Origin of the sequence: Pseudomonas sp. MONT-RG-20F-20-E-7-02, assembly GCF_022662395.1 — a bacterium.
In the GTDB taxonomy this organism is placed as follows: Bacteria; Pseudomonadota; Gammaproteobacteria; order Pseudomonadales; family Pseudomonadaceae; genus Aquipseudomonas.
Genome location: NZ_JAKNQN010000003.1, coordinates 18,936 through 35,632, shown reverse-complemented (window position 1 = coordinate 35,632; position 16,697 = coordinate 18,936). Strand labels below are relative to the sequence as shown.

General features: G+C 59.0%; 23 protein-coding genes. 2 read left to right on the top strand and 21 right to left on the bottom strand.

Annotated elements, in window-relative coordinates; genetic code table 11:
• The first annotated feature begins 42 nt into the window (after positions 1–42).
• Positions 43–483, top strand: coding sequence for a PA3611 family quorum-sensing-regulated virulence factor (locus tag L8I05_RS09195; RefSeq protein WP_159954600.1), 441 nt, complete (start codon positions 43–45; stop codon positions 481–483).
• 377 nt (positions 484–860) lie between these two features.
• Entirely contained in the window at positions 861–1,973 is a 1,113-nt protein-coding gene (locus tag L8I05_RS09190; protein WP_242168482.1) for a TIGR00730 family Rossman fold protein, read from the top strand.
• 205 nt (positions 1,974–2,178) lie between these two features.
• Here L8I05_RS09190 and recX read toward each other — a convergent pair whose 3' ends face one another.
• The 21 genes from recX to L8I05_RS09085 all read right to left on the bottom strand — a co-directional run bounded on the left by recX (position 2,179) and on the right by L8I05_RS09085 (position 16,340).
• On the bottom strand, positions 2,179–2,646 hold the full coding sequence (recX, locus tag L8I05_RS09185; protein ID WP_242168481.1) for a recombination regulator RecX: 468 nt from the start codon (positions 2,644–2,646) through the stop codon (positions 2,179–2,181).
• A gap of 8 nt (positions 2,647–2,654) precedes the next feature.
• Positions 2,655–3,713, bottom strand: coding sequence for a recombinase RecA (gene recA / locus L8I05_RS09180; RefSeq protein ID WP_003189042.1), 1,059 nt, complete (start codon positions 3,711–3,713; stop codon positions 2,655–2,657).
• Between the two features lie 83 nt (positions 3,714–3,796).
• Positions 3,797–4,297: a CinA family protein gene (locus L8I05_RS09175; RefSeq protein ID WP_242168479.1), complete on the bottom strand. Its 501-nt coding sequence runs from the start codon at positions 4,295–4,297 to the stop codon at positions 3,797–3,799.
• 120 nt (positions 4,298–4,417) lie between these two features.
• Positions 4,418–4,975 carry a glycoside hydrolase family 19 protein gene (locus L8I05_RS09170; RefSeq protein ID WP_242168477.1) on the bottom strand — a complete coding sequence of 186 codons (558 nt, stop codon included), beginning with the start codon at positions 4,973–4,975 and terminating at the stop codon, positions 4,418–4,420.
• 22 nt (positions 4,976–4,997) lie between these two features.
• Positions 4,998–6,008 (bottom strand): contractile injection system protein, VgrG/Pvc8 family, encoded by a 1,011-nt coding sequence (locus L8I05_RS09165; protein WP_242168475.1) that lies wholly within the window; start codon positions 6,006–6,008, stop codon positions 4,998–5,000.
• A gap of 9 nt (positions 6,009–6,017) precedes the next feature.
• Positions 6,018–6,230 (bottom strand): tail protein X, encoded by a 213-nt coding sequence (locus L8I05_RS09160; RefSeq protein ID WP_159954595.1) that lies wholly within the window; start codon positions 6,228–6,230, stop codon positions 6,018–6,020.
• On the bottom strand, positions 6,223–6,606 hold the full coding sequence (locus L8I05_RS09155; RefSeq protein ID WP_242168473.1) for a phage tail protein: 384 nt from the start codon (positions 6,604–6,606) through the stop codon (positions 6,223–6,225). Before L8I05_RS09155 ends, L8I05_RS09160 begins: the two co-directional genes overlap by 8 nt.
• Positions 6,606–8,309, bottom strand: coding sequence for a phage tail tape measure protein (locus tag L8I05_RS09150; RefSeq protein WP_242168471.1), 1,704 nt, complete (start codon positions 8,307–8,309; stop codon positions 6,606–6,608). Before L8I05_RS09150 ends, L8I05_RS09155 begins: the two co-directional genes overlap by 1 nt.
• Before the next feature lie 127 nt (positions 8,310–8,436).
• Positions 8,437–9,009 (bottom strand): phage tail assembly protein, encoded by a 573-nt coding sequence (locus L8I05_RS09145; RefSeq protein WP_242168469.1) that lies wholly within the window; start codon positions 9,007–9,009, stop codon positions 8,437–8,439.
• Between the two features lie 181 nt (positions 9,010–9,190).
• Entirely contained in the window at positions 9,191–9,697 is a 507-nt protein-coding gene (locus tag L8I05_RS09140) for a phage major tail tube protein (RefSeq protein ID WP_242168466.1), read from the bottom strand.
• The gene (locus L8I05_RS09135; protein WP_242168464.1) at positions 9,697–10,863 is read right to left on the bottom strand and encodes a phage tail protein; all 1,167 of its coding nucleotides are present in this window, start codon (positions 10,861–10,863) and stop codon (positions 9,697–9,699) included. The genes L8I05_RS09140 and L8I05_RS09135 overlap by 1 nt, the downstream gene beginning before the upstream one ends.
• 2 nt (positions 10,864–10,865) lie before the next feature.
• Positions 10,866–11,117 carry a hypothetical protein gene (locus L8I05_RS09130; protein WP_242169372.1) on the bottom strand — a complete coding sequence of 84 codons (252 nt, stop codon included), beginning with the start codon at positions 11,115–11,117 and terminating at the stop codon, positions 10,866–10,868.
• Positions 11,118–11,125: 8 nt separating this feature from the next.
• Entirely contained in the window at positions 11,126–11,446 is a 321-nt protein-coding gene (locus L8I05_RS09125) for a tail fiber assembly protein (protein WP_242168462.1), read from the bottom strand.
• 11 nt (positions 11,447–11,457) lie between these two features.
• Positions 11,458–12,300, bottom strand: coding sequence for a hypothetical protein (locus L8I05_RS09120; RefSeq protein ID WP_242168460.1), 843 nt, complete (start codon positions 12,298–12,300; stop codon positions 11,458–11,460).
• A 51-nt stretch (positions 12,301–12,351) separates the two neighbouring features.
• The gene (locus tag L8I05_RS09115; RefSeq protein ID WP_242168459.1) at positions 12,352–12,882 is read right to left on the bottom strand and encodes a hypothetical protein; all 531 of its coding nucleotides are present in this window, start codon (positions 12,880–12,882) and stop codon (positions 12,352–12,354) included.
• Positions 12,879–13,517, bottom strand: a complete 639-nt coding sequence (locus L8I05_RS09110; RefSeq protein WP_242168457.1) for a phage tail protein I — start codon at positions 13,515–13,517, stop codon at positions 12,879–12,881. Before L8I05_RS09110 ends, L8I05_RS09115 begins: the two co-directional genes overlap by 4 nt.
• Entirely contained in the window at positions 13,514–14,509 is a 996-nt protein-coding gene (locus tag L8I05_RS09105; RefSeq protein ID WP_242168455.1) for a baseplate J/gp47 family protein, read from the bottom strand. The genes L8I05_RS09110 and L8I05_RS09105 overlap by 4 nt, the downstream gene beginning before the upstream one ends.
• The gene (locus L8I05_RS09100) at positions 14,506–14,838 is read right to left on the bottom strand and encodes a phage baseplate protein (RefSeq protein ID WP_028619075.1); all 333 of its coding nucleotides are present in this window, start codon (positions 14,836–14,838) and stop codon (positions 14,506–14,508) included. Before L8I05_RS09100 ends, L8I05_RS09105 begins: the two co-directional genes overlap by 4 nt.
• Positions 14,839–14,850: 12 nt before the next feature.
• On the bottom strand, positions 14,851–15,459 hold the full coding sequence (locus L8I05_RS09095) for a phage baseplate assembly protein V (RefSeq protein ID WP_242168452.1): 609 nt from the start codon (positions 15,457–15,459) through the stop codon (positions 14,851–14,853).
• Between the two features lie 3 nt (positions 15,460–15,462).
• Positions 15,463–15,978, bottom strand: coding sequence for a hypothetical protein (locus L8I05_RS09090; RefSeq protein WP_177016318.1), 516 nt, complete (start codon positions 15,976–15,978; stop codon positions 15,463–15,465).
• A gap of 23 nt (positions 15,979–16,001) precedes the next feature.
• The gene (locus L8I05_RS09085; protein ID WP_159954583.1) at positions 16,002–16,340 is read right to left on the bottom strand and encodes a phage holin family protein; all 339 of its coding nucleotides are present in this window, start codon (positions 16,338–16,340) and stop codon (positions 16,002–16,004) included.
• Positions 16,341–16,697: the final 357 nt, after the last annotated feature.

Sequence of the window (16,697 nt, the reverse complement as noted above, 5' to 3'; positions counted from 1 at the left end):
AGTGGCTGGTCTATGCACCAGTAACCGAATCAGGAGAGTTTCATGCTGCGTTCCATGCTGCGCCTTGTTGCCCCATCCGTCGCCCTTGCGCTGGTCCTGCCTATGAGCGCCCACGCGGCCTCGCTGCTGGAGGCTCAAATGAACAGGAAGCTGCAAAGCGTCGCGGCTGAAAGCAACAAAGACCTGCCCCGGGAAATCGATGAAAAAACCCTGGAAGTGGCCTACACCGTTGAAGGCATGCAACTGATCGACCACCTCAGTGTGCAACCTGATCGGGCCGAACAGATGCGCGCCAACCCCAAGGCCGTGTATTTCCAGCTGGGCCAAAGCGTGTGCCTGAACAAGGGCTACCGCGAGCTGATGGCCAAGGGCGCCGTGATGCGCTACGACATTACCGAGAACAAGACCAACCGCCCCGTGGCCTCGGTCAAGTTTGTAGAAGCGGATTGCCCGGCACCTGCGGCTGCCAAGAAGAAAAAGTAACCGTTGCTCGACCGTCGCGCGCTGCTGTCCAGTGGCGCGCACTTGCCCCGCTGCAGTTGCCTGCCGACAGCTAAACTCCATGATGTGTGGCCAATAACCGGTTGCCAGCCAAGGGTTTCTCGGCTCATGATCAAGTCATCCCGGTAACCCTTCCCGTGCGTGTTCCACGCCGTTCTGTAACATTTTCAGGGCAAAAGAGGGTTGCCCTTCTGCGACTTGCAGTGCAAAGGTTTCTAAATCACAAGGAACATACAGAACCCGCTTTGCCGCTTGGCGAACACCGTGCACAGCCTCTGGCATGCAGCGACACACGCAGTGTCGCGGCCCGGACGAATCTCTCGCCGATGGCCCAGGTTCTGTGAAGAAGGAGAAGTTGAATGCCTTACGAATCGAATGACGCTCTGCTCCGGCATTTTGAAGAACACGGGACCGACCTCACACAGCAGGTCGACGCGCAACTCCAGCTGATCGCTCCCAACAGCCCGAACATTCCCCTTTATCGCGACATGATCCTCACCGTTCTGCGCATGGCCCAGGACGACCGCAACCGCTGGAACGCCAAAATCACCCTGCAAGCCATCCGCGAACTGGACAACACTTTTCGCGTGCTCGAACAGTTCAAGGGCCGCCGCAAGGTGACCGTGTTCGGCTCGGCGCGTACACCGGTAGAAAGCCCGTTGTACGCCTTGGCCCGAGAAGTCGGCGCATTGCTGGCGCAGTCGGACTTGATGGTCATCACCGGCGGCGGTGGCGGCATCATGGCTGCCGCCCATGAGGGAGCAGGCCTGGAACACAGCCTGGGGTTCAACATTACCCTGCCGTTTGAACAACACGCCAACCCGACCATCGACGGCACCGAGAACTTGCTGTCTTTCCACTTCTTCTTTACCCGCAAGCTGTTCTTCGTCAAGGAAGCTGATGCGCTGGTACTGTGCCCTGGCGGTTTCGGTACCCTGGATGAAGCGCTGGAAGTACTCACACTGATCCAGACCGGCAAAAGCCCATTGGTGCCGGTGGTACTGCTGGACGCACCAGGCGGCGGTTTCTGGCAGGGCGCCCTGGATTTTATCCGCAGCCAGCTGGAAGCCAACCGCTATATCCTGCCCACCGACCTCAAATTGGTTCGCCTGGTGCACAGCGCTGAAGAAGCCGTGGATGAAATCAACCAGTTCTATGCCAACTTCCATTCCACACGCTGGTTGAAGCGTGAGTTTGTGGTGCGCATGAACCACCCGCTGAGTGAGCGTGCCCTCGCCCATTTGCAGAGCGAATTTGCCAGCCTGCGACTGAGTGGGGAGTTCCAGCAGCAGGCCTATACCGGCGAGGAACATGATGAACCGAAGTTCAGCCATTTGACGCGGCTGGTGTTCAACTTCAATGGCCGTGATCAGGGCCGGCTGCGGGAGTTGGTGGACTACATCAATTTGCCGGAAAACTGGGCACACGCTCAGGGCAAGGCGCAGCAGCGAGTGACGCCTGAGACGGCGTGATTTTTTAGGCAAAAAAAAAGGCCCACTATTTTCATAGTGGGCCTTTTTGTTTTACCAAGCTCTATCCGCTGTAGATTTACTGTGGGAGCTGGCTTGCCTGCGATGGCATCACCGCGGTTCAACTGAAGAACCGATGTGTCTGCATCGCAGGCAAGCCAGCTCCCACACAAGCCAGCTCGATTTTAAATTCCAGCAGTTCGAAAGCTCAGTCGTCCATATCCCGGCCGCTTAATAGGCGGCTGATCATGTCCATCGAAAACCCCCGATAACTCAGGAAGCGGCCTTGCTTCGCACGCTCCCTGGCATCAATCGGCAGATGGCCGGCAAACTTGCGGCGCCAGGTGTCTTCCAACTGCGACTGCCAACTGATGCCGCACTCACGCAGGGCGAGCTCGATATCGGCGCGTTGCAGGCCACGTTGGCTCAGCTCTTCGCGAATTCGCGCGGGGCCATAGCCGGAGCGCGCTCGATAGGAAACAAAGCTTTCGAGGTAACGGGCTTCCGAAAGCAACCCTTCTTCCGTCAAACGGTCGAGGGCAGTTTCGATCATCTCGGGCTCTGCGCCGCGCTGACGCAGTTTACGCGTCAGCTCGACTCGACCATGCTCGCGTCGAGCGAGCAGGTCCATTGCAGTGCGCCGAACGGCGACGAGTGTATCCAGTACAACTGTCATCGTTTAATTCAGATGTCAGTGTCGGCTTCTTCTACTTCTTCAACCGGCTCGCGGTTGGCGGCAGCTTTCACGTCCGGCGCGGCGGTCAGCAGCTTGTCGCGAATCTGCTTCTCAAGCGTGGCAGCGATATCCGGGTTGTCCGCCAGGAACTTGGCCGAGTTGGCCTTACCCTGACCGATCTTGCTGCCGTTGTAGGCATACCAGGCACCGGATTTCTCGACGAAACCGTGCAGCACGCCCAGGTCGATCATCTCGCCGTTCAGGTAGATACCTTTGCCGTAGAGAATCTGGAACTCGGCCTGACGGAATGGCGGAGCCACTTTGTTCTTCACGACTTTAACGCGGGTTTCGCTACCAACAACCTCGTCACCTTCCTTCACCGCGCCGGTACGGCGGATGTCCAGACGGACCGAAGCGTAGAACTTCAGCGCGTTACCACCGGTGGTGGTTTCCGGGCTGCCGAACATCACGCCGATCTTCATACGGATCTGGTTGATGAAGATCACCAGGCAGTTGGCGTTCTTGATGTTACCGGTGATTTTACGCAGCGCCTGGGACATCAGGCGGGCTTGCAGGCCCACGTGCATGTCGCCCATTTCGCCTTCGATTTCCGCTTTTGGCACCAGGGCCGCCACGGAGTCGACCACGATCACGTCGATGGCGTTGGAGCGCACCAGCATGTCGGTGATTTCCAGGGCTTGCTCGCCAGTGTCCGGCTGGGAAACCAGCAGGTCGTCAACGTTGACGCCCAGTTTGCCGGCGTATTCAGGGTCAAGGGCGTGCTCGGCGTCGACGAATGCACAGGTGGCGCCCATCTTTTGCGCCTGGGCAATCACCGACAGGGTCAGGGTAGTTTTACCGGAAGATTCAGGACCGTAGATTTCAACGATACGGCCTTTTGGCAGGCCGCCAATGCCGAGCGCGATGTCCAGACCCAGAGAGCCAGTGGAAATAGCCGGGATCGCCTGACGGTCGTGATCGCCCATACGCATTACGGCACCCTTGCCGAATTGACGTTCGATCTGACCCAGGGCCGCAGCCAAGGCTTTCTTCTTGTTGTCGTCCATTAAAGTCCTCACGTAATCAATAAGGCCTGACGGCCAACACCTGTATAAGTAGACAGTATTGTTCCACAAAGATTGAAGATCGCCTACCCCTGATTGTCTATTTCTGCTGCAGCTCGTCGCAACAAGCCCTCCAAGGCGGCTTTTACCGTTTGTCGGCGGACCTCGTCGCGGTTACCGGGGAAGTGCGCCAGCTCGGTGGTTACCTCCTCGCCCACACCAAACGCCAGCCAGACGGTGCCGACCGGTTTGTCCGGCGAACCGCCATCCGGCCCTGCGACGCCGCTGACCGCCACGGCAAAACGCGACAGGCTTTTTTCCTGCGCGCCTCGCACCATCGCCTCCACCACTTCCTGGCTGACGGCGCCGACTTTGGCGAACAGCGCCTCTGGCACCCCCAGTTGCCGGGTCTTCTGCCGATTGGAGTAGGTGACATAGCCCGCTTCAAACCAGGCCGAACTGCCCGGAATCCGCGTGATCGCTTCGGCGATACCGCCGCCGGTGCAGGACTCTGCGGTGGTGACGTGGGCATTGAGCACCTGCAAGCGGCGCCCCAGTTCAGCGGCCAGTTGAGTGATTTCCTTCACGGTCGTCTCCAGAAGTAGGCGGGGATTTGCCTACCCTACAGGAGCAATTCCCACACGCAAGCGACAGACTGGATCAAGATGCTAACGCCCGACGGCGCGCACGTACGCCTGGCAGGCAAGCTAAGAAACGCCTAACAACACCTTGGCCCGTGTCCATAGTTGCAGACGGTCCTCCAGCCCGTTCAGCCCGCCATTGATGCGCCGGGTGATGGTGATGAACTGGTCTTTGTCGGCGAGTTCGTTCAAACCGTTGCTCTGCCAGAACCACGCCGCGGATTCACATGCCCATTGCGGCTGCTCCAACAGCTCGGGCTGGCGCAACAGCCGATCGTCGCCAAACAGCGCCTGGCTGCAGGCCAGATAATTGCGCCGCCCGGTAATCTGGATCAGCCCCCGGCCCCGATACTGCTGGCCGTCGCCGTCCGCCTCGGGGGTGTTGCCCAGGCGTGCGGCCAAGGTGCCGGTGTCGTATTTGCTGAGGTATTGAGCGCTGCCCAACTCGCGCACGTAGCGCAGTTCGCCGGACTCGTGACCGACCTGGGCGAGGAAGGCGGCAACGCGTTTGGCCGTGTTAATCGCGTAACGCGCAAACGCTGCATTCAAGGGGGCTAAAAAAACGCCCGCGCTAAGGCGGGCTCCCGGCATCACACCCAGCAGTTGAGGGAGTGTTATCAGCATTGGCTCTACTCTGGAAAATTATCTATTTCGACAACCCGCTCGCCGTGATCGAACTGCGGTATCCCGTGGCTGGATCGCCAACATGCACCACTTGTTTTATCGACCAGCGCCCCTGCATATAAGACGGCCAGCTCTCATCCAGCACTAACAGACCTTCGGCGGCCAACAATGGATTGCCTGGGCAATCGATCAGCAATTGCAGCTTTTCACGCCCCACACGACGCAGCTCGCCTTCGGCCACGGCGCGGGCCTCGGCTTCGTTCTGGTAGCGTTGGCGCAAGGTTTTGAACGGCGCATTGCCGACTTGAACCACGCGCTGCTTGCCGGCGGCGGCATCCCACCAGCTGGCGCGGCAACCTTCGTATTTTGCGCGGGACTTTTCGTCGAGTTTGGCGGTGATGAAGCTCTGCTCACCGGGGCGGTTGTCCTGGGTGACAGACAGCTTCACGTCCGGCAGTAGCTGGCCGGAGAGCGAATTGACCCGACCGGCTTCGGCCAACACATACAGTTCGTTAATCGGTTTGGTGACTGCACGGTAGAGCCTGGCCAGACGCGAAATAAACGCCATGTCGCTTTCGTTGGACTGGTCGATATGCGCGATGGCAATGCCCTCCAGGGCCGGCGCCACACGCGGTGAATAGCCGTGACGGCTGACCAGCTGGCGAAACAGTGCGCCGAGCGTGGTCGGCCCGTAACTGGCTGACCGACGCTGGCGATAGCCGCTTGCGTCCGCAACGCTGAAGGGCGCGGCAGTGGCCACGACCATCAAGCGCATGGGAAACAGCACTGGCGTACGTTGGCTGACGACAAACTCGCCCTTTTCCACCAAGCCTGATTCCACATAACCGACACGCAGGCCGATCTTGCCGTTCAGGCTGGGCAAACCCTCGAGCCCTTCGATATTGAGCGTCAGCTCCAGCCGGTCAGCCTCAATGCCCGCAGCGTCGGTGTGGCTCCAGTGCATCAGGCGTTGATTGAGCAGCGCCGCGTTGGCGCCATAAAACTCCACGATCGGGGTAAATCCCTGTGCCATGCAGCCTCCTTAATCCCAGGCCAGAATGGGTCGCACGGCAGCGGGCCGCGCTTGCATTTCCGGCACGATCACCCACACACCCGCCGGCAGCACCGGGCCATATTCGGCAAGCAAAGGGTTGTGGCGCCACAGGGTCTCTTCCGCCGCGTCATCACATCGGCCCAACTCGCGATAGAGCAGCAGGTTGACCGAATCACCGGCAATACTTCGCACTCTACGCATTGACGAATTCCTCCAGTTCAAGGGTCCAGGCCATGACCATGGCGGTACCGTCATCGATCACATTGCTCTGGGTTTCGACCACCGAATTGATCCGCCACAGGCCCCAGTTGCGGCCGACGCCATCAACCAGGGGCAGCGGCGCCCGCGCATTTTGCAGTGCACGCAATTCGTCCAGGCGTTGCATGCCCACGGCGTACATCGCCGTGCCGCTGAACGTGAGCTTTTCCAGCTTCTGACCGCTCTGGCGCGACTGAGGCTTGCTGGCAATAATCGTCAAATCACTCCAGCCGCCGTCGTTGGTACGCACCAGCGACGAATAGGCAAAGCCTCGAGACAGGCCAAAGATAAAGTTGCCGAGGACCATTTGCTGTCGCATCAATCACCTCCTGAAGGATCGGCCAGTGCCACGTTGCGCCGGATACCGAGGGCGTCAGTGACCATCGGCATGCACTGGAATTGCAGGGCCTGGATCACTTGGTTGACGACCTGCTGGGCATCGGCGGGGTTGACCCCGGTGATCTGGATGCTCGGGGCGAGGGTGACTTGCACGCTGTCCGCGCGCGCACTATTAAGTTCTTTGCTCACCGCAGTCGGCGCAGGCAAGCGATCACTTTGGCCGAACACTTTATCGCCCAGCCAACTGCCCGCCTCACTGCCGAGCAAACCGCCGATTGCGCCACCGACAGCGGTGCCGACGCCGGGAAAGATCAGCGTGCCGATCGCGGCGCCAGCAGAGGCTCCAGCCCAGGCGCCACCGGCGGTGGTGAGGCCGGCACCGACGGCTTTGGCGTCTCCGTTGCGTATGCCCTGGGCCACCTCCATGGCGGTGTCGACATACTTCAAAGGGCCCAGGCGGCGGGCGGCGGACGATTCAAGTTTGCTCATCGTGCCCAATAAGCCGATGGTGGGCAGTGTCAACGAGCTGGGTGACGAAGAAAGCCTGTGAACAAATCCTCGATCCAATGCCTGGATCAAACTTGGCGCGTTGTTTGGAGTACTTGGCGACCGGCCGCTCAGACTCGCTGCAGGCGGCTGTAAACCTTGACGGCCCCCAATCGACGAGCCACTCAATGGCTTGATGGCCCAATCGAACAGACTACGGGCAACACCGGCGAAGCGACCGGTTTTTTTAGCTGGTTTTTTTGATGTGCTCTGCGAACTTGTAGACTTCGGCGCAGAGGAAGTTTTTTTCCCGCCCCCGCCTCCCGGGCCAAAACGGTCACGCCCTCGTGGAATCTCGACCTCAGCCGGGCAGCAGCAACTCTTGCTATTGCCACCGCCCTTGTCTTTATCAAAGCCGCCTTCGCGGAACAACTTGCCGATTACGGGTATTTTGCCAAGCGTCACATCGACCGCGTTGGCAGCAACTCGGGTTTTGATGGTTTCTCCCAACTCGGAAACAAAGCCGGAAACCATCGGCGCGATCACGGCCTCAGCCGTTTTGATCGCTTCGGCGGCCAGCGGTGAGTCTTTGGCCAAATCGTTGGTACCGTCCATCACCGCGGTTTTGGTTTTCAGCCAGGTTTCTTCCAAGAAGATCGGCGTAGGCTCGAACGTTTTGGAGAGGCGCTTCTCACTTTCAGTGGATACCTCCCGAAGCACCGTTACCGACTTCTGCGAAGTCGCCTTTGTGTCGAACGAAAGGTTGGCATTCGAGTTTCGAAGGGCTGTTACCGGGTCGAGAGGTTGCGCGGCACCCACCGTCATGGCTTCCCGAGTAATGCGTCGATCTTCAGACTGAGTCGATTTGAACTCAGCCACCTTCGTCGTCTCGCTGTTCGCCTGCGTTTTCAACGGCTGCGCATCAGCCGCCTTCAGCAACGATAAAGAGGTGCCAAGTGAATCCACACTTTCGCGCAATCCGCCCAGCGACTGGGCAAGTTCACCCAACTTCAAATCTGTATTGGCGAGCGCCAACACCATCCCGGATAGCGGCGCCAGCACCGCTGTACCCTCGGGACTTTCAGGTCCCAGAGCACCTGGACTAATATCATCGGCATCACTTGCGCCGTCTGCGCCTGCGAAGATGTCACGGCCATCCTTGACCATGGCATTCGCCAGCGAATACTTGTTTTGCATCCCGCTTACTCCTGTTTGACGCCAAGGCGAGAGATCGCAATGTCGTAGCGGCGCAATGCTTTTCCGGCGTCCCAGTCGAGGATTTCCGCCTCATTGACCGAGTAAATCAGCGGCACTACATCGAGGATTACTTCGATGTCGCGCTCCGAAAGAAGTCCGCCGGTTGATTTAAAAAATCGTCGATGCGCTCCTGCAGTTGCGTCCAGTCGGGCACGGTCAGGCCGGCCAGGTCGGGAAGCATCAAGCCACTGCAGTGCGCGGTGATGAACTCGGCGCGTTCTTTGTTGGTGGCGAGTTTTTTCATCACCTTGGTGGCGCGCAGGGCGGGCATTTCCAGGGGCAGTTCGGTCAGGGTGCGACCGGCTGCGTCGAGGGGCAAAAGTAGTTGGACCGGTTGGTCGTGGGACGCTTCTTCGTGCGCATCCAGGAAGAACGACGCAGGGCGTGTCGACATTTCGTGTACGTACTGAGCGATGCTCACGTAGTCCGGGCGCTTGAGCTGGTCGAGCTCTTTTTCCGACAGGCCGGTGGCGAGTTTCGCCAGTTCAAAAAACTGGTCATCCTCGTCATCACCGGCCCGGGCCAGCGCGGCTTTCTGCGCGGCGTAGAACAGCGGTTTGAGTTGAATTTGCTGGATCGTCGCGCCAGTATCGGCGGTGATCGGGGACAGCAGAATATGCAGCGGTGGCATCCAGGCCATGGGGCAATTCCTTGTTGAACGTTGTTGAAAAGCAGCGCAGATCTAAAGCTGAGCGCGGTCAATGTGGGAGCTGGCTTGCCTGCGATGGCATCACCTGGGTACACCAGGCACACCGAGTCGCCTGCATCGCGGGCAAGCCCGGCTCCCACATGACTGTGCCCACTTCAAACCACGGTCGTCCTTACGGCATCAGCACCGCGCGGCGGGCGTCGCCGAGAATGTCGACACCGTTGAGCACGAACTTCTGGGTGCGCACGTCGATGTCGATTACCGGAATGCCGTTTTCCAGGCGGTTGTAGGTGCGGCAGGACAGCACGAGGGTGGTGGTGGCCTTCTCGCCCATTTTCAGCTTCGCCTCCTCCAGGGATTTGAGCTTGCCGCCGACCGTGTGGTAAGTGAAGTAGGTTTTGCCGTCCTGATCCTGACCGGCTTCACGCACGTTCAGCAGAATGTCGTCACCCAAGCGCACGCCCAGGGCCAACATGATTTCCGGGCCGGCACCTTGCAGCACCAGGGTTGCGCCGAGTACCTGGCCACTCTTGGCCATTTCTTCGGCGATGAAGCGCCCACCAGACATGGGTTCCATGTCGAACTCGATCTTCGGCGGAGTGAACTCCTCCACGGTCGCGGACAACGGCAGGCCTTGAAGGGTGGCCGCAATGGCCTGTCTTACACGGTTGGTAAACATTAGAGAACGTCCTCCAGGAACTGCTCGATGATTTCATCGCGGGCATTGAGTTGATAAATCATGTGTTCGTTCGGCGCGTAGCGGCCGTAGTCGATGACGATGAACCAGGTGCCGTTCTTGTACTTCTCGACACTGTTGAGTTCCGGGTGCAGGTACACGCTGCCGCCAGGAATGGTTTCGTCGGCGACCAGGGTTTGCAGCCAGTCGTTGATGCGCTTGACCTCCTGGTCCATGAAGGACTTGGTGAGGTTCTTGGCCATGGCTTTCTGGCCGGCCTTGACCAGCTTGCGGCTGATGGCATCTTCCAGGCCGACGTAGCTGATGAACTTGCCGGTGATGGAGCGGTTACCCAGCAGCGAAAAGCCGCCGAGAATGGTGCGGGCGTAGTAGCTCACGCCGTAGCGGTTGAGCAGGTCGCCTTCGGTGGAGGTGTCGAGGATGTTGTACTCAACCACACGGGAAACGTCCTCGGCGAACGTCACCTGGTTGCCTGGGCTTTCCCACTGCTTGACCTTGGCCAACGCGGCGATGGCCAACGAGGATGGCGACAGGAACACGTTTTTCTTCGCCGCCTTGGAATACACCGACGGCATGTTGTGCACCACCAGGCAACGGTCAAAACCGAGGTCGGCACCGCCCAGCTCGCCGCTGTAGGTCACTTGGTCGGCGACCGAAACGTCCTTGCCATCCAGCACCACACGGGCCTTGATGCGCTTGCCGAAAGAGGCGAACTCACCGGCCACGGCCTTGGTGCCGGTGAAGCCGGGAGCGCCGATGATGGTCAGGTCTTCCGGCACGCTGCTCAAGGCAGCCAGGCCCAGCTTGCGGCCGGTGGTCGGCTCATTGCCGCCGATCACATTGTTGATGGTGTCAGCCGGGGTTGCGCCCTCCTCCACGATCACCACGTAGACCGGCACCTTCACCACTTTGAGGATCTGGTACACCGCCTGAAACAGCGTGCCCGCCTCGGCGCCGGTGGGGTCCAGCAGCGCCTGGGTGGTGAAGCTGTTGATACGGAACGGCGCGTTTTTCGGAATCGACGCATGGGCATTCGGCGCAGTGCCGACCAGCCCGATGACGTTGTCGCCAAGGCCACCCATGGCCTCGGGGGATTCGGTGGCATTCACGGTGATGCCGTTGTGCTCGAAGTTAAGAACCTCAGCCATGGTTAGTCAGCCTTCTTGGGGGTGGAGTTAAGGACGCTGGTCAGTTCCAGGCGACCAGCGGTGCGTAGCGCGGATGCTTCGACGTCGAGCAGTTCCAGCTCCTCGCCGGCGGTGGACCAATGGCCACCTCCGATGGGGAATGGGATGAGGACGGTGTAGGTTTGGCGGTTGGCCATATGTAAATTTCTCCAGATGCAAAAATGCCCCTTAAGCAGGGAATTCATTGGGCGAAAAAAAACCGCTTTCGCGGTCATGTCAGTTCTTAGACTGGCGCTACAGGCCAATTGATTAAGGCCGGAAAACCTTCCTGGTTATCGATGCGGTTCAATTCGATTCGATATAGCTTCCAGGCTTGCAGCCGTGCGCCCTCGTCATCGGTTGCCTTTCCCAAGTCTTGTGCATCCAACAGGGGGGCGATACGTATCGCCGCGATTTGCAACAGTTCGTCTCGACGCTGCATGGCTTCGTTACTCACCAGTCGTGCCATAACCTCAGCTGCATCTTCAGCCGACAAACCCATCCCTTCCAGACTCTCTGCATCTGGATTGACGTATATCGAGCCCTTGTAATTCACTGTTCTCACTTAAATGCTCCTTATGCGGAAATAGTCGTATAGGCTTGACGGGCCGTGTAGGAACCTGGCGCCAAGGTAAGCAAACTATCAAGTGTCGCCCCAGTGCCGAAACCAACAATAGACACCGTGCTGATATCAACCATTTTGGGCACACCAACATTGACGATTGTCGTCTGGGCTCCGCCTTTGGTAATGGTCGTTTGCGCGAGACTTAGCTGAATAAACCCGTAGTACGTGCTGAACAGTGGAACGTCCTGAACCACGACCTCACATTTATGAAAGAACAACTTAAAACTGACACTTTCGCCCACCCCTCCATCGCGAGAAAACAAGCCGCCATAATCAGGACCATATTGTGAAACGCCATTCGCCAGGCCGGTTTCTATTCGGCAGTCGGTGAACTTAATCGACATTTCCGTAATAGCGGAGAAGCCACCACATACGTAGACATTCGATTCAGAAAAGCGCACCAACGCGCCTCGAACGATTGGTTTAGAAGCCTCTGTACCATACGGAATGAATAGAAGCGACATATTGTCAACATTGGTTCCGCCCAAGCCACGACCTACCTCATAGACCTTTCCACGACGCAGAAAAATAGTTGCGGAGCCGCACAACATGACCCTGCCAACCGCAGCAGCGATGGTCTTAAGTGGCTTATCTTGCGTAAGCCCGCTATTAGTGTCCAGGCCACTGGAGGAGTCCACATACAGGACCTTGTTAACTTCAGCTCGTACAGCCGCTGGCACCTGCTCAGTTGCCGTTATTACTTTCTGGTCGATCAGTGATATCTTTTTAGTTACTGTATCCGTTAGTGCATTGCACGCCGACACCAAACCGGCGATTACCGTTTCCAAACTCATCTTTTACGCTCCTTGTAAAACGTCGTTTTTCCCAACACCCAAAGACATTGGCTATTTGACTTCCATGCTCATGACCCGCAACAACACCCCCACATGCCGCGCCATGTTGTCGACACTCGCCGCGGCAAGCTGCGCAAACTCCTCAGTCATCAAGACATTGAGGTTTTCATTGCCCACTACCACCGTCAGACTGTCCGACGGCAAAGGCGAAATATCTAACGTAAATCGTTGAAGCACTCGAGCCGCCGCCGCTTTATACGTCAGCAACTTCCCCGCCACGGAATACACCGCCAGCAACGTCCCACTGGCGAGATAAAAACCAAATTCGCCAATTTCATACTCAGCCTCGCCATCGAACAGCGCAGCCATCCTGAGTTGCCGGTCGCCCAAATCCTCATAATCCACAATGGCGACCCGTTGGCGCTCATCACGCAGGGCCACTTCTGTGCCATCGGGGTTGTAGCGGCCGGTGCCAGCACCAACGTGGGTGATTTCGCCTTTCAAGCCCTGGTTCTTTGCCTGCAGTACTTCATCCAAACCTTTGGAGGTGAAGCGCACCAGGCGCGTAATGTCATCTGTCATGGCTGCGCCCTGAGGTCGTAGTCGTTAATGGTGTAGTGCCGGGCAACACCGGCACTGTTAAATCGCGCAATCAAGCCCAGCTCAGGCAGTGCGCCGTGCAGGCAAAGCTCGCCATCGCTTAGCGGTGCATGTAGCACCTGAGTGAACGCAAGCCCGCCGTCCGTTTCATGCACGATGGTGATGGTCGCCTGGTCCCGCTCGCTTTTCGCCGCATCGATACGCCGAATCAATCGGTTGTGGTCGCCGCTGGACCAACTGCGCCCGATGATGGCCTGCACATCGAAGGTGTAAGGCAGCCCCAACGGTCGCTGTTGATACCAGGCGCTGATGTTTGGGGTGAACCCCAGCGATTCCACTGCATGATTCAAAGCCTTGGGCGTGCCCGCCTGGCGTTGGATCTGCCAGGACAAGGCCACGGTCAGCCGCTTTTCCGCCTCGCTGGCTTGCGCATCCCACTCGCTGACGCCACGATCGGCGGCCAGATAAGGAAGAAACTCAACGGGGGTTTGCAGCGGATTCATCAACGCCGGAAACGGCGGCATCACGCGGTCCAATAACTTGCCAAAACCCAAATCCAAAGCCTTTTCCAGCGGTGAGCTGTTGGCCGGCAACAAACTCGCTTTAGGCTCACTCATAGCGTATGCACCTCCACTTCAACCCCCGTGCAATAAGGCGCCTGGAACGCGGTGCAGATGATCGGCGCGAGTGGCTCAAGGATCTGCAATTGCGCAGCCCCTGCACTGTGAATCGCATAGTCAATCCAACTCGGATCAACCCGCCCTTCCAGGCGATGACAGGACTCTGCGTAGTCCTGAAGCAGCTTCTGCGCGGCGACTTGCGTCAGCCCCGAATCCGGGCCGGCGTTGATCTTTGCGACCACTCGGATTTTGTAAGGCAAAATTTGCGCGCCTTGTACGCTGACCAGGTCAGTCTCCGGTCGTACATCCGGCCGTGCGAAATGGCGACGTACACCGTCAAGCAAATCGGCGGACGGTGTGCCGTTCCCTTCCCTTGAAAGCACAGTCACCATCACTTCGCCGGGCGCGGTTCGACGCCCATTGCCGTCCTTGACCTGCGCCGCATAGCCATCCGGGTCAAAGGTGTAGCTGACGGTTACCACGCCGGGCGTGGCGCTTTGCACTTTCACCGACGGCCGCTCGCCTAGAGTGAAAACCTCACGCCGATACTGCATCCGCGAACCTGCGGCAGGGGCATGTGGCGCCAGGTAATAACGCAGGCGAGCGTCGTCATCGCTTTCCAACGTCGGCGGTACGGGTGGAAACGCAGCCGGGTCGCCGGGGTCGAGTACTTGGCGCTCCAGGCCCATATCGGCCAGGCGGGCATCCAGGTTGCTGCCGGTGGCCCACCACGCCAGCATCTGCTTGATGCGGGCGTTGTATTTGCGTTCATGGGTTTGCAGCCGCACGCAAAAGGCTTCCAGGGCCAGGGTCAGCAACTCGCTTTCGTTGTCGAGGCTGACCTTGAGTTTGGCCGCGCTTTGCGGCGCGCGGGTGGCGACGTAATCGACCACGAACGCCTTGAATTCCGCCAGCAACGGCTCGAACTCATCCACCGTAATAATGGCCGGTTCGGCCAGTTGGTTCTGGCCGGGGATCAGCATGCTCATGTCACGACCTCGAAGGTTTGTTGGCGGTTTTTCCAGGTGCCGGCAAAACGCAGCAACAGGCCGGCGCCTTGGCGGGTGGCGACGATGACCTGGGGTTGAAAGTCGGCGATGCCGTTCTGGGTGTTGTAGAACGCTTGCGCGGCGTGGCTTTGGGCGAGGATCAGCAGGTCGTCGCCGAGGTTCTGGCCGAGCAATTGCGGGATCAGCGAGCCGTACAGCGGGCGTTTCTGGCGGGTGCCTACGGGGGTGGTCAGCGCTCGGGTGGCGCGCTGCACGAATTGCAGCCAGTCATCGACGGCTGCCCCGGTGTTCCTGTCGATTCCGATCATGGGATGTCCTTATCAGGGGCTGATGACGCGTCCTTGGTGGTCCACCACCGGGCCGCTGAAGTGCGCGCCGCCGGCGTCCAGCAACAGGCGGGTGCCACCGATTTGCAGGGTGATGCTCTGGGCATTGATCGTCAGGCTGGCGGCTCCGACCTTGACGTCGACCTGTTCGCGGGAGCCGCTGAAGGTGGTGGGGCCGTTGACCCAGTTGAAGGTGTGGCTGGCGTCGTCGTAGTCGCTTTGGGTGCCGTCCTGGTGGCGGCGTCGGGTCAGCGAGGCAACACTGGAAACCGGCGGAAACAGACTACTGTTAAGACCGAACAAGGCCACAGACTGCGCGCCACCTTCTCCGCCGCCGTAGTTGAGCAACAGGCATTGCTCGCCCACCGATGGGATGCGGGTTTCGCTTTGCGCGCCCGCGCTGGGGTTGAAAAAACGGATCGATGGCGAGAGCAGGTCACCGTGACTGACCTTGCAGGTATTGCTGGCGGCATCGACTGCCTGGCAGGTGCCAATCCGACAGAAACTTTCAGCGCGTCGATACAGGTCTTCGAGCTGGGTTTCCATCTCCGCCAACCGCTCGATGATCGGCCCCAGTTGCATGCGTAACAGCGCGTCGAACATGGGCTACTCCGCCAGTGGTTTGTATTGATCGGGGTCGTTGATGTTCGACACTTCCCAGGTGCGGGCAAACAGCGGTTGGCCTGTGGGATCGTTGAGCAGCACCGGTCCGAGATAAAGGGTTTGCGTGAAGGAAACGGTCCAGGTGTCGTAGTCCGTTTCTGCGGTGGCACGCAGTGAGGGAGCCGCAACGATAGAGGTCGGCAAATCACACTGAGCCCGTGGCAGGTTCCAGCGGTTATCCAGCACCAGGTCCATGAGTTGGCTGGCCAGGTCGCAGGCATCGAACGGCAATGCACCCGGCGCGACCATGGCCTTGAGCGAAATCGACAAGGCGTGAGCTTTACGGCCCTCACGAGAGCGAATGCCCGGGCCGTTGCCCTCGACCGTGATCAGCACGCCGGTTTTATCCCCGGTGCCTTGAAAGTCCTGATGATTACCGACCTTCAAGTCCGGGAAGGCGGCGTGCAATGCGTCGCCAATGGCTTGGGGCAATTGGGAGGGTTTTTCGATAAGGTCCATTTTGATCAGCGTCCTTGCAACGGTTATTGCGGGTCCTGGCCGGAGCCCTGGTTAACGCCGATACGCTTGGCGGCCCAGCGTTCATAGAGGCCGATGGCCACGTCGGCGCCGGCCATGGCGGTCAGGCAACCAATGGCGCCGGCCGTCCAGATCGACATACCGGCGGCGTAGCACAGCATCAGGGCAGAAACCCCACACACCATGCACGCTCCGGACCGCAGGGCCAGGCGCCGAATCAGCGACCAACCACGGGCGCCCTCCTTGTCGGCGCGCCACATTTCGCCGGATACACCGCCGATCAGCGCCAGTACGATCACCAGCCAGATAGGCATTTCCGCTAACGCTTGCTGCTCGTTTGTCATGTCACGCCTCCTGGCTGAGCATTACCGGCGACGGGCCGGTGTTTGGGTAAATCCATTTATAGGTAGGCATTCCAAAAAGCCCGGTGGCCCGGGCTTTTCAGTAATGCGGTCCAGATTCGAACGTTCGGCGCTACTGGCGCGGTACGGTTCTTTCCTAAGATGTTTTTCCGACCACGATCCCTGTCTGCCGGATAACTGCTTCTGGTGCTTTACGCTGCACACCCGGGTCAGTTGCCAACCCTCTGAACCGTTAAGGCCGGTTCATCGCTGCCTGTTTTCTTGAAGCGGTACAACTAAAGAGCGTCGGCATCCTTGCCGGTGTTGCCTGGCTTCCCTGCCATCGCTTCGATGGCGTCC

Coding starts and splice junctions, on each gene's coding strand:
- L8I05_RS09150 (WP_242168471.1), bottom strand. CDS start 8,309: ATGCAAAACAAGTATTCGCTGGCGAATGCCATGGTCAAGGATGGCCGT.
- L8I05_RS09195 (WP_159954600.1), top strand. CDS start 43: ATGCTGCGTTCCATGCTGCGCCTTGTTGCCCCATCCGTCGCCCTTGCG.
- L8I05_RS09100 (WP_028619075.1), bottom strand. CDS start 14,838: ATGATCGGAATCGACAGGAACACCGGGGCAGCCGTCGATGACTGGCTG.
- recA (WP_003189042.1), bottom strand. CDS start 3,713: ATGGACGACAACAAGAAGAAAGCCTTGGCTGCGGCCCTGGGTCAGATC.
- L8I05_RS09155 (WP_242168473.1), bottom strand. CDS start 6,606: ATGCGACAGCAAATGGTCCTCGGCAACTTTATCTTTGGCCTGTCTCGA.
- L8I05_RS09140 (WP_242168466.1), bottom strand. CDS start 9,697: ATGTTTACCAACCGTGTAAGACAGGCCATTGCGGCCACCCTTCAAGGC.
- recX (WP_242168481.1), bottom strand. CDS start 2,646: ATGACAGTTGTACTGGATACACTCGTCGCCGTTCGGCGCACTGCAATG.
- L8I05_RS09095 (WP_242168452.1), bottom strand. CDS start 15,459: ATGTTCGACGCGCTGTTACGCATGCAACTGGGGCCGATCATCGAGCGG.
- L8I05_RS09165 (WP_242168475.1), bottom strand. CDS start 6,008: ATGGCACAGGGATTTACCCCGATCGTGGAGTTTTATGGCGCCAACGCG.
- L8I05_RS09190 (WP_242168482.1), top strand. CDS start 861: ATGCCTTACGAATCGAATGACGCTCTGCTCCGGCATTTTGAAGAACAC.
- L8I05_RS09135 (WP_242168464.1), bottom strand. CDS start 10,863: ATGGCTGAGGTTCTTAACTTCGAGCACAACGGCATCACCGTGAATGCC.
- L8I05_RS09105 (WP_242168455.1), bottom strand. CDS start 14,509: ATGAGCATGCTGATCCCCGGCCAGAACCAACTGGCCGAACCGGCCATT.
- L8I05_RS09170 (WP_242168477.1), bottom strand. CDS start 4,975: ATGCTGATAACACTCCCTCAACTGCTGGGTGTGATGCCGGGAGCCCGC.
- L8I05_RS09115 (WP_242168459.1), bottom strand. CDS start 12,882: ATGACAGATGACATTACGCGCCTGGTGCGCTTCACCTCCAAAGGTTTG.
- L8I05_RS09085 (WP_159954583.1), bottom strand. CDS start 16,340: ATGACAAACGAGCAGCAAGCGTTAGCGGAAATGCCTATCTGGCTGGTG.
- L8I05_RS09090 (WP_177016318.1), bottom strand. CDS start 15,978: ATGGACCTTATCGAAAAACCCTCCCAATTGCCCCAAGCCATTGGCGAC.
- L8I05_RS09145 (WP_242168469.1), bottom strand. CDS start 9,009: ATGGCCTGGATGCCACCGCTGCATATTCTGCTGTCCCCGATCACCGCC.
- L8I05_RS09120 (WP_242168460.1), bottom strand. CDS start 12,300: ATGAGTTTGGAAACGGTAATCGCCGGTTTGGTGTCGGCGTGCAATGCA.
- L8I05_RS09130 (WP_242169372.1), bottom strand. CDS start 11,117: ATGACCGCGAAAGCGGTTTTTTTTCGCCCAATGAATTCCCTGCTTAAG.
- L8I05_RS09160 (WP_159954595.1), bottom strand. CDS start 6,230: ATGCGTAGAGTGCGAAGTATTGCCGGTGATTCGGTCAACCTGCTGCTC.
- L8I05_RS09110 (WP_242168457.1), bottom strand. CDS start 13,517: ATGAGTGAGCCTAAAGCGAGTTTGTTGCCGGCCAACAGCTCACCGCTG.